This is a genomic window from Umezawaea sp. Da 62-37, from assembly GCF_032460545.1.
In the GTDB taxonomy this organism is placed as follows: Bacteria; Actinomycetota; Actinomycetes; order Mycobacteriales; family Pseudonocardiaceae; genus Umezawaea.
The window spans coordinates 1,694,391-1,710,834 of record NZ_CP135965.1 but is presented as its reverse complement, the minus strand read 5'-3'; the positions used below and the strand labels follow the sequence as shown (position 1 = coordinate 1,710,834).

Below are 16,444 nucleotides of genomic sequence, written 5' to 3'. Positions count from 1 at the left end.
GGAGCTACGGCCCGAAAAGGGCGGTCATTCGCCGGACAGCAGCATCTTCGCCACGACGTTCGCCCGGCTGATCCCCTGCCCGCTCTCCGACGGCGCCTTCTCCTGCGGTCCGCGCATCGGCGACATGTCGTCGAGCCTGCGGTTGCCCTTGCCGTCGGGGTTCGTCGCGAACATCGCCACGGCCGTCGTGGTCGCGCCGTCGTCGCCGACCGCCCACGCCCACTGCCCGCCGTCGTCCACGGCCTGTTCCAGGGTCCAGGGGAGCACCACGTCCCCGCCGGTCGCGCCCGCCCCCGCCTTGGCCCTGGTCCTCGCCTCGGCGCTCCTCGCCTGCTCCGGGTCCGGCTCCGGTGCGCGCCACACGAGCTCGCCGTCCTTGCGGACCTCCGCCACGTGGTGCGGCTCGTGGTACTCGGTGTTGAACAGCGAGGCGAACGCGGAGGCCGCGCGCATCGGCGTCGTCGCGAGGTCGTCCGGGCCCGGCGGCTCACCGTCGTCGCGGGCGTCGAAGATCCGCATGGACTCCAGCGTCCGCCCGGAGTCCCGCTTCAGGTTCTTCACCAGCGGCCTGCCGAGCTCGCCGATCGGACCGTTCGCCTGGAACGCGTCGTTGAAGCTCTGCTCCAGGTAGCCGGGCCCGCCGTGGAAGCCCACGACCGCGCCGGTGGCGACGTCCACGCACGCGACCGCCAGGTGGACGTCCGCGTCCTCCCGCCTGCCGGGGTCGAGGTTCGCCAGTCCCGCCGACACGGCCTCCTCCACCGCGGCCATCCTGTCGGGCCGGTAGGTCGTCACCACGGTGTAGCCGCCCCTGGTCAGCATCGCGGCGTCCGGGACGTTCGGATCCCGCTCGTGCAGGCCGTTGAGGAACTGGGTCGCCGCGTCGACCGCGTAGCCGTTCACGCCGGTCAGCTCGTCCGGCTGGTACTTGACCGGCTCCGGGAAGACCATGCCGCCGCGCTTGCCCGCGTCCAGCCAGCCCTCCGCGACCATGCCGTCCACGACGTAGTCCCACCGCCCCCGCAACACCTTCGCCGCCTCCGGGTCGTCCGGCGCGGTGGCGTAGTAGTACGGGGACTGGATGATCGCGGCGATGTACGCGGCGCGCGCCGGGTCGTCGGCGAGGTCGCCCACCGGCACGCCGAAGTAGGCGCGGGAGGCAGCTTCGACGCCGTAGGTGCCGCGGGCGAAGAACGCGGTGTTCAGGTAGTCGCGCAACACGATGTCCTTCGGCACCTCGTTGGCGATCTTGATCGACACCAGGATCTCCTCGGCCTTCCGGCTGAAGGTCTGCTCCTGGGTGAGGTAGTAGTTCTTGACGTACTGCTGGGTGATCGTCGATCCGCCCTGCAGGCTGCCGCCACCACTGGTGATGTTGTTCTTCACCGCCCGCAGCAACCCCGTGACGGAAACGCCGGGATCGCTGTAGAACGAGCGGTCCTCCGCCGCCAGGACGGCGTCGCGCACGACCTTCGGGATCCGGTCGAACTCGACGGGCTGCCGGTTCACGCCGACGTGCGTGATGCGGGACTCGTCGGCCCAGGTGAAGATCGACGCCTCGCGGGTCGCGAAGTCGTTGGGCTCCGGGATCTCCACCACCGCCAGCGCGATCGCGAAGGCCGCCCCCGCGAGCGACACGACCAGCAGCACCAGGCTCGCCGCCAGCTTCGGCGACGGCAGGAACCGCCGGACGCCTCTCCACCCCTTGCGGCTGCTGGCTCTGTGCCGCGGGCCCGTGGGCGGGGCGCCCTCGGGATCGTCGTCGACCTGGCTGCTCACCGTGACTTCGCTGTCGTTGCCCATCACATCTGCGTGACTCGCCGACGGCGTCGGACGTTGCACCGGTGGCGAATTCGAGCCGCTGCGACGGGCGGTTGAACCGGGTGCGCCGTTGCGCACGTGGCGCACCCGGTGCGCCGGTTACCCGCTGACCGCCGCCGAGAAGTTCGTCACCGCCAACCCGGTCCCCCCGCTCCACGGCTCGAACCCGGCCTGGATGCTCGTCAGGTACCACGACGTCGTGATGGCCCCGCGTGCCTTCACGTCGTTGACGAAGTCCATCACGCTGAACGACCACGACGTGATCGCGGACGGGGCGACGTAGGAGATCACGTTGTTCGCCCCGTTGCTGCCGCGCCACACCTGCCACGTCCGGCCGCCGACGTTCGTCGTGCCCACCACGCTGCCGATGGGCTGGATCGACCCCTGCCGGTTGAACCAGATCATGATCTCCACCTGGTTCACGCCGTTGGTCTTCGGCGTGGGGTCGAGCCAGATGTCGTAGGCCGCGTCGAACGTGCCCCCGGCGTAGCGGAAGTCGATCGACGACGTGGCGCTCCGGATCCGGCTGACCTGCATCGGCAGGGTCGAGCCGGGGGAGCAGTTGTTGTAGTGGCAGCCCAGGAACACCGACGGGTACGACACGGGTGCGCCGTTGGTCGGGGCCGAGCCCTGCTGGGTGGTGATCTGGAAGCCGGTCGAGGTGACGTTGAGGCACTGCGTGGCCGACGTGCCCCACCGGTTGTTCTGGACCACGTAGCGGCCCTGGATGGTGGTCGACCCGTACTGGTCGCAGATCGTCGTGTCGGCCTGTGCCTGCCCGGTCGCGGCGACGACGGTGCCTGCGGCCAGCAGGACTGCCAACGCGAGGGCGCGGACGGTGCTAACCATCGAACTCCTTCCGAAGAGCCCACGGCGGCGATGACGGAGCTTCTGGGAGCGTTCCCAGACTAGGTACCCGGCCACGCCCGCGCCACACCTGTCGGGGTGAACGGATCGGGTCGGGCGGCGCTGTGCGGCACCAGCGGGCCCGCCAATCGCAAGTCACGCGACCCGGCGGGCAGCGCGCGCCCGGCGCCATCCGCTGGGACTTCGCGGGCGGAGCCTGCCAAGCGGCCTCGACGGCGGAGCCGGTCAATCGGACCGAGTGCGCTGAGGCCCCGGCGTCGCCTCAGAGCCCCGAGGTGTCGGTCTGCTCGATCAGCCCGTGGTGGTGGGCGAACCGCACGGCGTGCACCCGGTCGCGCAGGCCGAGCTTGGCGAGCACGCGCGACACGTGGGTCTTCACGGTCTGGCTCCCCACGTAGAGCTGGTCGCAGATCTCGGCGTTCGACAGACCGGCCGCCATCAGCAGGAACACCTCGTGCTCGCGCGCGGTCAGCCGGTCGACGCCCGGCGCCGCGCCGCGGGGCCGGGCGGTCGGGACCATGGCGTCGGCCAGCCGGGGGACGAGCCTGCGGGTGACCGACGGGTCGATGTAGGTGTCGCCCCGCGCGGCGACCCGGATCGCGGTCACCAGCTCCTCGGGCGGCAGGCTCTTCAGCACGAAGCCGCTCACGCCCGAGGCCAGCGCCTTGCGGACGTAGTCGTCGGCGTCGAACGTGGTGAGCAGGACGACCTTGAGGTCCTTGTTCCCCGACGCCATCAGCTCGTGGGTGGCCGCCAGCCCGTCCATCTTGGGCATGCGCACGTCGAGGATGACCAGGTCGGGCCGCAGCCTCCTGGTCGCCTCCACGGCGCTGTAGCCGTCGCCGACGTCGGCGACGCAGGTCATGTCGGGCTGCGCGTCCAGCACCGCCCGCAGGCCCGAGCGGAACATCGCGTGGTCGTCGGCGATGACGATGCGCAGCGTCATGAGCCGGTCCCGGTCGGCATCGTCACGGTGGTCTCCCAGAACTGCCCGTCCTCGACGGGGCCGGAGGTCGCGGAACCGCCCGCCATCTCCGCGCGCTGCCCCATGCCGCGCAGCCCCCGTGACGATCCCCGTTGCGCTATCAGGGAATCGCGCCCGGCGAGCACCGATCCGGAGGCGATCCGGTTGCGGGCGGTGATCGACACGTGGTCGCCGCCGTACTCGAGTTCCACGCGAACCGCCGTTCCGTCGCCGTGCCGCAGCGCGTTCGTCATCATCTCCTGCGCCACCCGGTACAGGGCGGTGTCGACGGTGCGCGTGATGGGGCACGGGTCGTTGTAGACCGCGAAAGCCACCCGAAGGCCCGAGGACCGGACGCCGTCGAACAGCTCCTGGAGCTTGCCGAGCCCCGGCTGCCCCGCGGAGTCGTCGCCCTGGTGCAGCAGGTCGAGCAGCCGCCGCAGGTCCACCATGGCCGCGCGGCTGGACGCCTCCACCGCCGCCAACGAGGTGTCCACCGGTCCGGGTCGCGCCGAATGCCGGTCGACCAGGTTCAGCCGTGCCGCGGCCGCGTGCACGCCGATCGCGCTGACGTGGTGGGAGATCACGTCGTGCAGGTCGTTCGCGATCGTCTCGCGCTCCTTGGCCACGGCCTTGCCCACCTCCGCCTCGGCGTCCCTCAACGCGTCCTCCCGCTGGCGGCGCAGTTCGTCGACGTGGGCCTTGCGCGCGGTCGTGTAGCGGCCGACCAGCCACGGCAGCACCGTGTTGGCGGTCACCAGGGTCAGCAGGGCGAACGGCGCGGTCGACCCGTCGACCAGCAGCGACGACAGCACGCCGAGCGCGAGGACGGCCAGCGAGAGCGCCGCGGGCCCGCCGCGCAGCCAGGCGCCCGCCCGGTACGCGGACACCAGGAAACCCGTCGTGGTGGCGCTGCGTCCCGGTAGGACGATCGCCAGCACCGGCACCAGGAGGGCGTGCCCGAGCGCGACCCACCCCGAGTACCGCGGCGACGACGCGAGCGCGGCGTCCGCGGCGACGAGTCCGAGCAGGAGCAGTCCGTCGAGGACTCCGATGCTCTCCGGTCCCCTGGTCGCGAAGCTCACCGCGTCGGTCACCAGGCACACGACCGCGACGAGGATCGACTGGCGCGCCAGCGACTGCTCCACCTCGCGCCCGAACACCCGGTGGGCGAGCGTCCGGCCCACCCCGACAGCGCTGCTGGTCATGCGGCCATTGTGCGGTCCGCCGGCAGGCGGGGCGTCACTCCCCAGGGGGAGGCCGCGCCTCCCCGCGCGGCACGACGACCGCGATGCGGCACTTTCCTGCCGTTCTCCCGGCGCGGTGCAACGGTTCCCACCGGCGACCGTCCTCCCGTCATCCGAGGAAAGGCCTTGCCCCATGATCCGCGAGCCCGCACCGCCCCCGGCGGCCACGATCGCGACCGCGCCCGGCGCGCTGCCGCTGCTCGGCCACCTGGTCGCCCTGGTGCGCGACAAGTTCGACTTCCTCAGGACGTTGTCCGCGCACGGCGATCTCGTCTGGGTCCACATCGGTCCGTGGCGGGCGCTGGTGGTCACCGGCGCGGAACTGAGCCACGAGGTGCTGCGCGACGACCGCCTGTTCGACAAGGGCGGCTACCTGTTCGACCGCATCCGGGAGACCGGCGGCAACGGGCTCGTCAGCTGCGCCCACGCCGACCACCGCAGGCAGCGCCGCCTGGTGCGGCCGTCGTTCCACCGCGACCGGCTGCCCGGCTACGTCCGGGTGATGAGCGGGCAGATCGACGCCGTGCTGGGGCGGTGGCGCGACGGCGAGGTCGTCGACGTGCTCGCCGACATGAAGACCATCACCGCCCGCACGATGCTGCCCGGCGGCCTGCCCGCCGACGTCATCGGGCGGATGTCGGAGGACATGAACGTCGTGCTCGCCGGGGTCGCGTGGCGGTCGATCCTGCCCAAGGGCCTCGACCGGGTCCCGACACCGGCCAACCGCCGCTACCGCCGGGCGCAGGACCGGCTCCGCGCCCTGGTCACCGAGGTCATCGCCGACCACCGCGCGTCCGACACCGACCACGACGACCTGCTGTCCGGCCTGCTCGCCTCGTGCGGGCCGCGGGACGGCGCGCCGGGCCTGTCCGACGCCGAGGTCCACGACCAGGTGCTCACGTTCCTGCTCGCGGGCACGGAGACCACCGCCAACGTGGTCTGCTGGGCGCTGCACCTCGTGTCGCGCCACCCCGAGGTCGAACGGCGGCTGCGCGCGGAGGCCTCCGGTGTCCTCGACGGCGGCGACGTCACCCCGGACGACCTGGCGCGGCTCGCGGTGGCGCGCAACGTGGTCCTGGAGACGCTGCGGCTGTACCCGCCGATCTTCCTGCTCACCCGCCTCACGACCAGGGACACCCACCTCGGCGGGCACGCCCTGCCCGCGGGCACCACGGTCGCCTACAGCCCCTACGCGGTCCAGCGCCGGGCCGAGCACTTCCCGGACCCCGACGACTTCGTCCCGGACCGGTGGGACGGCGGCCAGGAGCCGCCGCGCGGCGCGTTCCTCGCCTTCGGCGGCGGCGCCCGGCGCTGCGTCGGCGACACCTTCGGACTGGCCGAGGCCACGTTGATGCTGGCGACGATCACCCTGCGGTGGTCGATGCGGCCCACGTCCGACGACGAGGTCCGTCCCGCCACGAGCCTGGTGCTCAGCCCGCGAGCCCTGCGCCTGCGCCCACTGGCCGTGCCGTCCGGCACGCCGGAGACCCTGCACACCACGGGAGCGTCCGCATGACCGAGGCCGATCGCACCGAGGACGCCTGGTACTACCCCGGTGAACTCGCCGACGACCTGAAGGGCACCGGGCTCCCGGACGCCGTCGTCGCCGAGACCCTCGCCTGCGCGTGGGAGTACACCAGGTGCGTCATCCCGCACTTCGCCAACTGGGACCGCTACCTCGCGTTCACCCGGATCATCGTCATCGGGATCGTCGCGGAGTTCCGCGGCGACCTCGTGGACGTGGCCGCGGGCGACGAACTGCTGGGCTACGACCTGACCGAGCTGCTCGACACCGTGTTCGCGGGCACGCCCGGCCATCGGGAGATGGCCCGCGAGTACCGCGCCTTCCTGCTCGTGACCGCGGACAAGTCCAGCGGGCGGCGCGACTCCGAGCTGTTCCGCCGCTACGTGACCGCGCTCGCCCGGTCGCCGCGGGACTGGTTCCGGCTGCGCGACTGCGACGCCCTCGCCCGGTTCACCATCGCCGCCGCGATGGCGTGCGCCGACGCCGACGACACGTGGTTCGACGAGGAGGAGTTCCAGGTCCTCACCGAACTGGGCGACACGCTCTACGACGCGGTGGCCTACTACAAGCACCGCGCGGAGGGCGAGACCAACAGCACGTTCGCCTACGTCGGCCACGACCTGCGCGTCGAGGGCTACCGGCGGTGCCGGGAAGTCCTGTGGGCGCTGGACGCGGCGTGGGCGCGGTCGTCGGGGCACCGGGCCGCCCTCAACTTCCTGCGGTACTTCGGCGGGCCGATCCACCTGATGATGCGGCGGTACCGCTTCACCGAGGAGGACCTGACGATCGGGCTGCCCGAGACCGACCAGGTGGTCGCCGGGACGCGGAGCAACTTCAAGCTCTGGAACCGCGTCGACGCCACCGGCCTGGTCGTCAATGACACCCGCTACGCGACCGTGGTCGCCCGCGAAGACCTGATGTTCCCCGGCCTCGCCGATCTCCTGGAGGGCGCCGACGTCCACTGCGAGCACTGCCGCCACCGCGCCTCCTACGGTGCGGAGGCGACCGGCCGGTTCGGCGGCGTCGAGCTGTGCGACACCTGCCGGGGGCGGTGGCGGGCCTACCTGACCGCGTTCCCGGCTCGTGCCGCAGCCGTCTTCCCCGTCTTGCAGCTGCCGCTGTAAGAACTGTGAGCAATCGCATGAACACGTAGGGTGGGAACCAAACGGACATATCGACGGTTTGCTCCTTCGTGGGCGGAGACGACTCCGCTCAACGGCCCAGTGGTGTGCCGGACCGGTACGACCGCTGCCCCTTGGAGGACCCACGTGGACCCACGCGACGCGCCCTCGACCGTCCGACCCCCGACAGCCCGGCCCTCCCGGCGCGCCGCGGTGCGCCGCTGGGTCAAGGAGGACTCCCGGTACGACCTGTCCTCGTCGCTGGTCGTGTTCCTGGTCGCGATGCCGCTCTCCCTCGGCATCGCGGTCGCCTCCGACGCCCCGATCACCGCCGGGCTGATCGCCGCGGTCGTGGGCGGTGTCGTCGCCGGGCTGCTCGGCGGAGCCCCGTTGCAGGTCAGCGGTCCGGCGGCCGGTCTGACCCTGGTGGTCGCGGGGTTCGTCCAGCAGTTCGGCTGGGCCGTCACCTGCGCCATCACGGTCGCGGCGGGGCTGCTCCAGATCGGGCTCGGGCTGAGCCGGGTCGCCCGCGTCGCGCTCGCCATCTCGCCCGCGGTGGTGCACGGGATGCTCGCGGGCATCGGCGTCACGATCGCGCTCGCCCAATTGCACGTGCTCCTGGGCGGCGCGCCGGGCTCGGGGGCGTGGGACAACCTCACCCAGTTGCCCGCGCAGCTGCTCGGCGTGCACACCGGGGAGGCCGTGGTCGGCCTGTTCGTGCTGGGGGTGCTGCTGGTGTGGCCGCTGCTGCCCGCGGTCGTGCGCGGGATCCCGGCCTCGCTGGTCGCGATCGTCGGCGCCACGACGCTGGCCTGGGCGCTGTCGTGGGACGTGGCCAGGGTCGAGCTGCCCGGTTCGCTGCTCGACTCCGTGCGGTTGCCCGAGCTGCCCGACGGGCGGTGGGGCGCGGTCGCGCTGGCGGTGTTCACGATGACCGTGATCGCGAGCGTCGAGAGCCTGCTGTCCGCGGTGGCCGTGGACAAGCTCAAGGACCGGGGCAGGGCTGCCGACCTCGACCGCGAACTGGTCGGCCAGGGCGCAGCGAACGCGCTGTCGGGTCTGCTCGGCGGCCTGCCGGTCACCGGTGTCATCGTCCGCAGCTCTACCAACGTGGCCGCGGGCGCCCGGACCAGGGCCTCCGCGGTCCTGCACGGCGTGTGGGTGCTGCTGTTCTCGCTGCTGCTGGTCGGCCTGGTCGAGCAGGTGCCGATGGCCGCGCTGGCCGGGCTGCTGGTCTACGTGGGGTTCAAGCTGCTCAAGCTCAACGACGTGCGCACGGCCCGCCGCCAGTCCGAACTCCTGGTGTACGTGACGACCGTCGGGTGCGTCGTGTTCCTCGACCTGCTCATGGGCGTGCTGATCGGGTTCGCCCTGTCGGTGGCGGTGATGCTGCGCCGGGTCGTGTGGGCGAAGCTGCGGGTGTCGCGGACCCCGGTGGCAGGCGGACCCGACCACTGGACGGTCGCGATCGAGGGCACGCTGAGCTTCCTGTCGATCCCGCGCCTGTCGCGGGTCCTGTCCCACGTGCCCGACGGCGCCCCGGTGGACGTGGAGCTGGCCGTCGACTTCCTCGACCACGCCACCTACGAGCACCTGGTGATGTGGCGCGACCAGCACGCGAAGACCGGCGGAGTGGTGCACATCGACGAGGTGTCCGGGGTTCGCGGAGGTATGTCGCGGCGCGGGTCCGGGGCCGTGCTGCCGCGGTGGTTCGCGCCGTGGTCCTCCTGGCAGACGACCGTGCCCGCGCAGCGGCACAGCGAGCACGACGAGGCGGCGCGGCCGTTGGTGTCGGGGGTGCAGGAGTACCACCGGCGGTCGGCGCGGTTGCTGCGGCCGGTGTTCGAGGGGTTGTCGGACGGGCAGGAGCCGCAGGCGATGTTCCTGACGTGCGCGGACTCGCGGATCGTGCCGAACGTGATCACGAGCAGTGGGCCGGGGGATTTGTTCACCGTGCGGAACGTGGGGAACCTCGCGCCGGTTGACGACGACGGGGTGGGGGCGTCGGTGCACTACGCGGTGGAGGTGTTGGGGGTGTCGGCTTTGGTGGTGTGCGGGCATTCGGGGTGCGGGGGGATGGGGGCGTTGTTGGACGGAGGTGGGCTGGACGGGCCGGTTGGGCGGTGGTTGGAGTTGGGGAGGGGGAGTTTGCGGGCTTTCGTCGGGGGGCACGAGGTTGATCCGGGGGTGGGGTCCGAAGTGGACAGGTTGTCGATGGTGAACGTCGCTGTGCAGGTTGCTTCGTTGGAAGGGATGCCGGTGGTGAGGGATGCGGTTGAGGAGGGGAGGTTGAAGGTGATCGGGATGTTCTTCGACATCGGTGGGGGGAGGTTGTCGTTGTTGGGGGATGACCGGAGGGGGTTCGCGGGGTTGCCGGAGGGGGTGGATGTGTTGGGGTAGTTGGGTTGTGTGTTGTGGGGGGCGGGGTGGGGGGTCGGGGAAGGGTGAAGTCCGGCCCCCGGTCGCGCGATTGTCTCAATGCCACACCACCGTTTGGCAGGAGGGCGCTGTGTATCGGGGGCAGGGGGAGGTCTGACTTCGCTTGCGTGGGCTGTGCCGGTTTAGGGCACCTCGCTGCGCGTCGGTAGGGCATCAGGCTGCGCCTGACCAGGGCACCTTGCTGCGCGTCGGTGGGCGGCGGGCGCTCCGCGCCGGGTGCGGGGGAGCGGCTGTGCCGGTGGGAATCTTATGGGCATTTTTGGTGTGGGGTCCTGATACGCGTTCGTGGGCTGGTTTGCCAGTTGTTAATCGACTTGTTTATCGGGCCTATAGGTGTTTTTTATGGGTGCCTGCCAATTGGCTGCATTCATGTTGGGTGGCGAATGATAGGGGGTGTCGATCCATTTCTGTTTGACCTGGTCTGGGCGTGCGGAACGTGGCTGACCTGGGTGGTCGTGGTTCGGCCGTCTGGCGGATTGGTGGTGATCGTGGTTGTTGGAATCGAGTTTTTGTTGCCCACGGTGACGTGATGTAGGAGGTTGACCGGGGTTGTACGCCAATTGGCTGACGTATTAACGCTGGATGTCCATTGGCCATCGACAGGGTTCCACGCCGTGTATACGGTGGGGCCTCGTCAGGCCCGACCACCTGGGGTAAGGGCCTCGTTCATGAATGGGTGGTCATGGGGGATCCCGGTGTGCGTTCCGCGAGCGCGGATGAGCTGGGTGGGCTGTACGCCGCCTTGGCGGGGGACCCGGCGTTCGACGCTGGGTCGCCTGCGGTCGTGTTCGTCGGGGTGCTTGCCGATGCGTTGGTGTGCAAACGGTTGCAGCACTTCGGGTTCGGGGTTCACGAGCGGGATGGGCAGGCGCCCGGTGTCTACGTGCTGGGTGGCTCGTTGCACGGGATGTGTTTGACCGGCTCCGATTTCGTCGAGGTGTTGGAGCGGGCGCGGTTGAGGGACTTCGCGGGGGATGTGGTCGAGGAGCCGGGGTTCACGACGCTGCACAAGCCCGGTTCGGATTCGCGTGGGGTGGTGCAGTTCCACCTTGACGGCCTTGAGGTCGTGGCGAAGATCGGGGAGGCGGAGGCGATCGCGGGGGAGGTCCGGTTCGCCCGCGAGGTGAACGACCTGTTGGCGCGGGAGGGGCGGCGTGCGCTTTTTCCGGTGGTGCACGGGCTTCGGGTCGAAGGTGGTCAGGCCGTCAGCCTGATGGAGGCCGGTGAGCCGATGCCGATCGCGCTGCTGTTCGCCGATGACCGGCGCACGACGCTGGCCGATGACGCGCTGGGTCGCCTCGGAGCGCATCTTGACCAGGTTTCGGCCTGGTACCGGCTGACCGCGGCCGATCGGCGGCCGACCGTGGCCGACTACCTCTACCGCGAGCGCTACCACGCGCTGCCCGCGGAGCCCGTGTTCGTCTCGACGTTCCGTTCCCTGTTCGGGGAGGTGGAACTGGACGAGGTGCTCGACGCGCGGGTGCTGCTGCCCGGTGGTGTGGATCTGCCGTCCTACCGGGAATCGGTGCGGTGGTTGGACGAGGTGGTGCCGGGACTGCTACCGGATCACGGCAGTGCGGTGCACGGTGACATCTACGCCGCGAACATGCTCCTGCGCGCCGATGGCAGCGCGGTGCTCATCGACCCCCGCACGGTGTGGGAGGGGCGGGACCGGCCGGATGTCGGGTACGGCGATCCGGTGTTCGACTTCTCCACGCTGCTGCACGGCGTGTTCCCGATGGCGGCGATCCTGCGGGCGGTCGAGACCGACGCGACCGGTGAGCTGTTCGGCGAGCCGGTGCGGCCGGCGGCGGGGGTTCTCGACCTGTCGTCGTCGCGGCTGCCCGTGGGGTTCCCGGACGCCGTGGAGAAGCTTGAAGCCGTGATGCTGCAAGGGTTGCCGCGTCCCGATGGACATGCGCGGACCCGGTTGCTCATCGGTGCGGCAACGTCGCTGCTCGGGTGGTTGAAGTACGAGCGGTCGCTGCGGACGCCGGAAGCCTGGCTGGCCACCTTCGGCTACGTCGCCTGGTACCTCGACCAGGCCAGGAAGTCCTTTGACGACAACGGGAGACGAGAGCTGTGACGGCACTGGACTACGACGACCTCGCCACCGAGTACGCCAAGCACCGGCGTCCCTACCCCGGTCTGGTCGAGCACGTCGTCGAGCGCGCGGGCGTGACGGCGGACTCCACCGTGCTGGAGGTGGGCTGCGGCACCGCGAACCACCTCGCCGCGGTGCGCCGCACCACGGGCGCGCGGAGCATCGGTGTGGAGCCGTCGGCGGAGATGCGCAAGCAGGCCGCGGAACACCCGGAGGAACTGGACCTGCGCGAGGGTTTCGCCGAGGAGCTGGACTTCCCGAAGGGCACCTTCGACCTCGTCATGTCGGTGGACATGATCCACTACGTGCGGGAGCCGCTGCGCTACTTCGAACGCGCGTTCGCGGCGCTGAAGCCGGGCGGCTACTTCGTCACGGTCACCGACTCCGACTGGGCGATCCGCAACCGGATCCCGATGGCCAGGTACTTCCCCGCCACGATCGAGGTGGAGTTCGCGCGCTACCAGCCGGTTCCGGCGCTCGCGGGCGATCTCGCGCGCGCCGGGTTCACCGACCTCTACGAGCGGATGATCGAGAGCACCTACTCGCTGCACGAGGCCACGAAGTTCGAGGACAAGTCGCACTCCTGCCTGCACCTCATCACGGACGAGGAGTTCACGGCGGGTGTCGAATCCCTGCGGGCGGACTTGGCGAAGGGGCCGATCGAGGCGAACCAGCGCAGCCTCGTGCTGTGGGGGCGGCGGCCGCTGTGATCGACCGGTACGCCCTTCCCGAGATGAAGGGGCTGTGGACCCCCGAGCGGAAGTACGCGTCGTGGGTCGAGGTGGAAGTCCTCGCGAGCGAGGCGCAGGTGCGGCTCGGTGTCGTGCCCGCCGACGCGCTACCCGCCATCCGCGACGGCAAGGTGCCTACGCCCGCGCGGGTCGAGGAGTTCGAACGCGTGCGGGGCCACGAGATCCTGGCGTTCCTGGCCGCCTACACCGAGACGATCGCCGACGGCCACGGCCGGTGGGTGCACCACGGCATGACCAGCTACGACCTCGTGGACACCGCGCTGGGCCACACCCTGGCCGCCTCGTGCGACCTGGTGCTGGCCGAAGCTGTCAGGCTGCGCGCGGTGCTCGTGGGCCGGGCCAAGGAGCACTGGGACACGGTGTGCGTGGCCCGCACGCACGGCATCCACGCCGAGCCCACCACGTTCGGCCAGAAGCTGGCCCTGCACGCCTTCGCGGTGGACCGGAGCATCACCAGGCTGCGCGCCGCTCGCGAGGCGGTCGCGGTGGGCACGATCTCCGGCGCGGTCGGCACGTACTCCAGCATCGACCCGGAGGTCGAGCGGTACGTGTGCGACCAGCTCGGCCTGGGCGTGGAACCGGTGCCCAGCCAGGTCGTCGCCCGCGACCGGCACGCCGAGCTGATGGCGGCGCTGGCACTGCTCGGCGCGGTCGTCGAGCAGATCGGCCTGGAACTGCGGCTGCTCCAGCGCACCGAGGTGCGCGAGGTCGAGGAGCCGCGGACCAGCGAGTACCAGGGTTCCAGCGCCATGCCGCACAAGCGCAACCCGACGACGAGCGAGCGGATCAACGGCCTGGCGAGGCTGCTGCGCGCCTACGCCAACGCGGCTTACGAGAACGTGGCGTTGTGGCACGAACGCGACCTGGCGCACTCGCCGGTGGAGCGGATCGTGTTCCCCGACGCGTTCACCATCGCCCACTACCAGGTGAGCAAGGCCGCGGACGTCATCGGGGACCTGACCGTCCACAGTGGCCGGATGCTGGCGAACCTCGACGCCACCCACGGCCTGATCTACAGCTCCGAGGTGCTGCTGGACCTCGTCAACGCGGGCGAGGACCGGGACAAGGCCTACCGGGTGGTCCAGGCGGCCGCGCTGGAGTCGACCGAGACCGGCAAGCACCTGGCCGACACGTTGGCGGACCGGGGCATCACCACGACCGCCGCCCAGTTCCAGCCCGAGCGGTTCCTCGGTCGGCGGGACGTCCTTCGCGACAGAATGGAGAAGTTGCTCGATGTGGAAGTGTGAAGTCGTCCAAGGGACCGACCTGGACGTGGCCGAGGTCGCGGCACTGTACAACGCGTCGACCCTGGGGGAGCGCCGCCCGGTGCAGGACACCGAGCGCTTCCGGGACATGGTGCGCGGCGCCAACCTCGTCGTGGTGGCCCGCGTGGACGACCGGCTCGTCGGCATCTCGCGGTGCGTCACAGACTGGTCCTACGTCACGTACCTGTCCGACCTGGCCGTGGACAAGGAGTTCCAGCACCAGGGGATCGGCCGCGACCTGATCGAGAAGACCAGGGAGGCCGCCCCCCGCGCCAAGATCGTGCTGCTGTCGGCGCCCGCCTCCGTGGAGTACTACCCCCACATCGGGTTCAAGCAGCACAACTCGGCCTGGGTGATGGATCCGCTGACGCCGTGAGCACGAGCAGAGCGCCCCGGATCGGTGTCACGACCTACCAGGAGAACGCGTCCTGGAGGGGCTGGCACCGCAGTGCCTCCCTGGTGCCCAGGGACTTCCTCACCCCGCTGGCGGACGCGGGCGCGCTGCCGCTGATGCTGCCGCCCGACGGCGGGCCTGCCGAGGCGGCGGACCTGGCCGCGTGGCTCGACGGGCTGCTGCTCGTCGGGGGTCCCGACGTGGACCCGGCCAGGTACGGCGCGGAGCGCGAGGAGCGCACCAGCGGCGTGGAGGCGAAGCGGGACGAGTGGGAGTTCGCGCTGCTCGCCGCCGCCCTCGCCGCCGACATCCCGGTGCTGGGCGTGTGCCGGGGGATGCAGCTGCTCAACGTGGTCCGCGGCGGCACGCTGCGCCAGGACATCGCCAAGGCCGACCACCAGCCCGAGGGCAGCCGGTTCGGCACGGTGGTGGTGGACATGGCCGAGGACCTGATGCCGGGCTCGCTGATCGGCGCGTCCACGACGGTCTCGTGCTACCACCACCAGGCGGTCGACGTGCTCGGGGACGGTCTCGTGGTCACCGGGCGCAGCTCGGACGGCACCGTGGAGTGCCTCCAGCTCACCGACCGCGAGTTCGTGGTCGGCGTGCAGTGGCACCCGGAGGTGGGCGGGGACGAGTCGCTGTTCAAGGCCTTCGCCGCGGCGGCCGCCGGGCGGATCCCGTGCTGAGCGGGGTGCTGCCGCGCAGCCACCGCGGCCGGGTGCTGGCCGCGGGGGCGCTGCTCGACGCCGTGGCCACCGGCCTGTACCAGGCCGTGGCGACGCTGTACTTCGTGCAGCACGTGGGCATCCCGGCCGCGTCGGTCGGTCTGGCGCTCACGCTGGCCAACACCTTCGGCCTGCTCGTGCCGATGCCGGTCGCGCGGCTCACCCGCCGGATCGGGGTGACCAGGGTCTACGTCGCGCTGTTGGTGCTGCGCGGCATCGGCATGGCCGGCTACGTCCTGGTCGACGGCTACTGGCGCTACCTGCTGGTCACCGCGTTCTTCACCGCCGCGAGCCGGGCGGCGCTGCCGCTGCTCCAGGTGCTCGTGGGGCAGATGGAGGGCGAGGGCGACCGGACCCGCACGATGGCGTCGATGCGGACGGTGAACAACATCGGCCTCGCCACGGGGTTCTTCTTCGCCGCGGGCGTCCAACTCTTCCAGTCCCGCGTCGCCTACCAGGTGCTGTTCGTGGTCGGTGGCATCGCGTTCGCGCTCGTCTCGTTCGTCACGATCGCGGCGACGCGCGGGATCGAGGGTCGCGACGCCGCCGTGCCGGACAAGGAGAAGCGGCCGAAGACGGTCTACCGGGACGCGCGCTTCATGGTCGTCGCGGTCGCGAACGCCGCTTTGCTGCTGCACGACAGCATGCTGTTCATCCTCATCCCGCTGTGGGTGGTGCAGCGGGCGGGCCTGTCGCCGACGGCGAGTTCGGTCCTGCTGATGCTCAACACCGCGATCACCGTGCTGATCCAGGTGCGGCTCGCCAAGCACGGCAAGGGTTTCGGCGGTGCCATGCGGCTGCTCCGGTGGTCGGTGGTGGCGCTGGGCGTCGCCTCGCTGTTCCTGGGGACGGCGGGCGGCGGCGGTGACAAGTGGGTGCTGATCGGCCTGCTCGCCGCGGCGGTCGTGCTGCTGACCGTGGGCGAGAACCTGCACGCCATCGCCGGGTGGGAACTGTCGTTCCTGCTGTCGGCGCCCGAGCAGCGGGCGCAGTACCTCAGCCTGTTCAGCCTCGGGTACACCGGCCAGCTCATCGTCGGTCCGGTGCTGATGACCTCCGTCGTGCTGCCCTGGGGCATGCCGGGTCTGCTGGTGATGATCCTCGTCTTCGTGCTCGCCGCGGTGGCCACCTCGATCGCGGTCCGCGGTCACGAGGCCGTCCGCGAAGCGGAGGTGCGCGCGTGAGCACGCTGACCGGGTTCGTCCTGTCCCACCTGC

Annotated in this window: 13 protein-coding genes; 9 read left to right on the top strand and 4 right to left on the bottom strand. The window is 70.9% G+C overall.

Features of this window, described 5'->3' with window-relative positions; genetic code table 11:
* Positions 1-24: 24 nt before the first annotated feature.
* The 4 genes from RM788_RS07280 to RM788_RS07265 all read right to left on the bottom strand — a co-directional run bounded on the left by RM788_RS07280 (position 25) and on the right by RM788_RS07265 (position 4,860).
* On the bottom strand, positions 25-1,803 hold the full coding sequence (locus RM788_RS07280) for a transglycosylase domain-containing protein (protein WP_315930755.1): 1,779 nt from the start codon (positions 1,801-1,803) through the stop codon (positions 25-27).
* Between the two features lie 117 nt (positions 1,804-1,920).
* A complete protein-coding gene (locus RM788_RS07275; protein WP_315930754.1) occupies positions 1,921-2,670 on the bottom strand; it encodes a GH12 family glycosyl hydrolase domain-containing protein in 750 nt (249 codons plus the stop codon).
* A 280-nt stretch (positions 2,671-2,950) separates the two neighbouring features.
* Positions 2,951-3,634 (bottom strand): response regulator, encoded by a 684-nt coding sequence (locus tag RM788_RS07270; protein ID WP_315930753.1) that lies wholly within the window; start codon positions 3,632-3,634, stop codon positions 2,951-2,953.
* Positions 3,631-4,860 carry a sensor histidine kinase gene (locus tag RM788_RS07265; protein WP_315930752.1) on the bottom strand — a complete coding sequence of 410 codons (1,230 nt, stop codon included), beginning with the start codon at positions 4,858-4,860 and terminating at the stop codon, positions 3,631-3,633. Before RM788_RS07265 ends, RM788_RS07270 begins: the two co-directional genes overlap by 4 nt.
* 172 nt (positions 4,861-5,032) lie before the next feature.
* Here RM788_RS07265 and RM788_RS07260 point away from each other — a divergent pair, with 172 nt between their 5' ends.
* From RM788_RS07260 to RM788_RS07220, 9 genes are all read left to right on the top strand, one after another.
* Positions 5,033-6,415 (top strand): cytochrome P450, encoded by a 1,383-nt coding sequence (locus RM788_RS07260; protein ID WP_315930751.1) that lies wholly within the window; start codon positions 5,033-5,035, stop codon positions 6,413-6,415.
* Positions 6,412-7,548 carry a hypothetical protein gene (locus tag RM788_RS07255; RefSeq protein ID WP_315930750.1) on the top strand — a complete coding sequence of 379 codons (1,137 nt, stop codon included), beginning with the start codon at positions 6,412-6,414 and terminating at the stop codon, positions 7,546-7,548. The genes RM788_RS07260 and RM788_RS07255 overlap by 4 nt, the downstream gene beginning before the upstream one ends.
* 144 nt (positions 7,549-7,692) lie before the next feature.
* Positions 7,693-9,945: a SulP family inorganic anion transporter gene (locus tag RM788_RS07250; RefSeq protein WP_315930749.1), complete on the top strand. Its 2,253-nt coding sequence runs from the start codon at positions 7,693-7,695 to the stop codon at positions 9,943-9,945.
* A gap of 628 nt (positions 9,946-10,573) precedes the next feature.
* Positions 10,574-12,070: a phosphotransferase gene (locus RM788_RS07245; RefSeq protein WP_315930748.1), complete on the top strand. Its 1,497-nt coding sequence runs from the start codon at positions 10,574-10,576 to the stop codon at positions 12,068-12,070.
* Positions 12,067-12,798 carry a class I SAM-dependent methyltransferase gene (locus RM788_RS07240; RefSeq protein WP_315930747.1) on the top strand — a complete coding sequence of 244 codons (732 nt, stop codon included), beginning with the start codon at positions 12,067-12,069 and terminating at the stop codon, positions 12,796-12,798. The genes RM788_RS07245 and RM788_RS07240 overlap by 4 nt, the downstream gene beginning before the upstream one ends.
* Positions 12,777-14,087 carry an adenylosuccinate lyase gene (gene purB, locus RM788_RS07235; protein ID WP_315930746.1) on the top strand — a complete coding sequence of 437 codons (1,311 nt, stop codon included), beginning with the start codon at positions 12,777-12,779 and terminating at the stop codon, positions 14,085-14,087. The genes RM788_RS07240 and purB overlap by 22 nt, the downstream gene beginning before the upstream one ends.
* Complete coding sequence (locus tag RM788_RS07230) at positions 14,074-14,481, top strand: GNAT family N-acetyltransferase (protein WP_315930745.1); 408 nt, start codon at positions 14,074-14,076, stop codon at positions 14,479-14,481. Before purB ends, RM788_RS07230 begins: the two co-directional genes overlap by 14 nt.
* Complete coding sequence (locus RM788_RS07225) at positions 14,478-15,188, top strand: gamma-glutamyl-gamma-aminobutyrate hydrolase family protein (RefSeq protein WP_315930744.1); 711 nt, start codon at positions 14,478-14,480, stop codon at positions 15,186-15,188. The genes RM788_RS07230 and RM788_RS07225 overlap by 4 nt, the downstream gene beginning before the upstream one ends.
* Positions 15,182-16,411: an MFS transporter gene (locus RM788_RS07220; RefSeq protein ID WP_315930743.1), complete on the top strand. Its 1,230-nt coding sequence runs from the start codon at positions 15,182-15,184 to the stop codon at positions 16,409-16,411. Before RM788_RS07225 ends, RM788_RS07220 begins: the two co-directional genes overlap by 7 nt.
* The last annotated feature ends 33 nt before the right edge of the window (positions 16,412-16,444 follow it).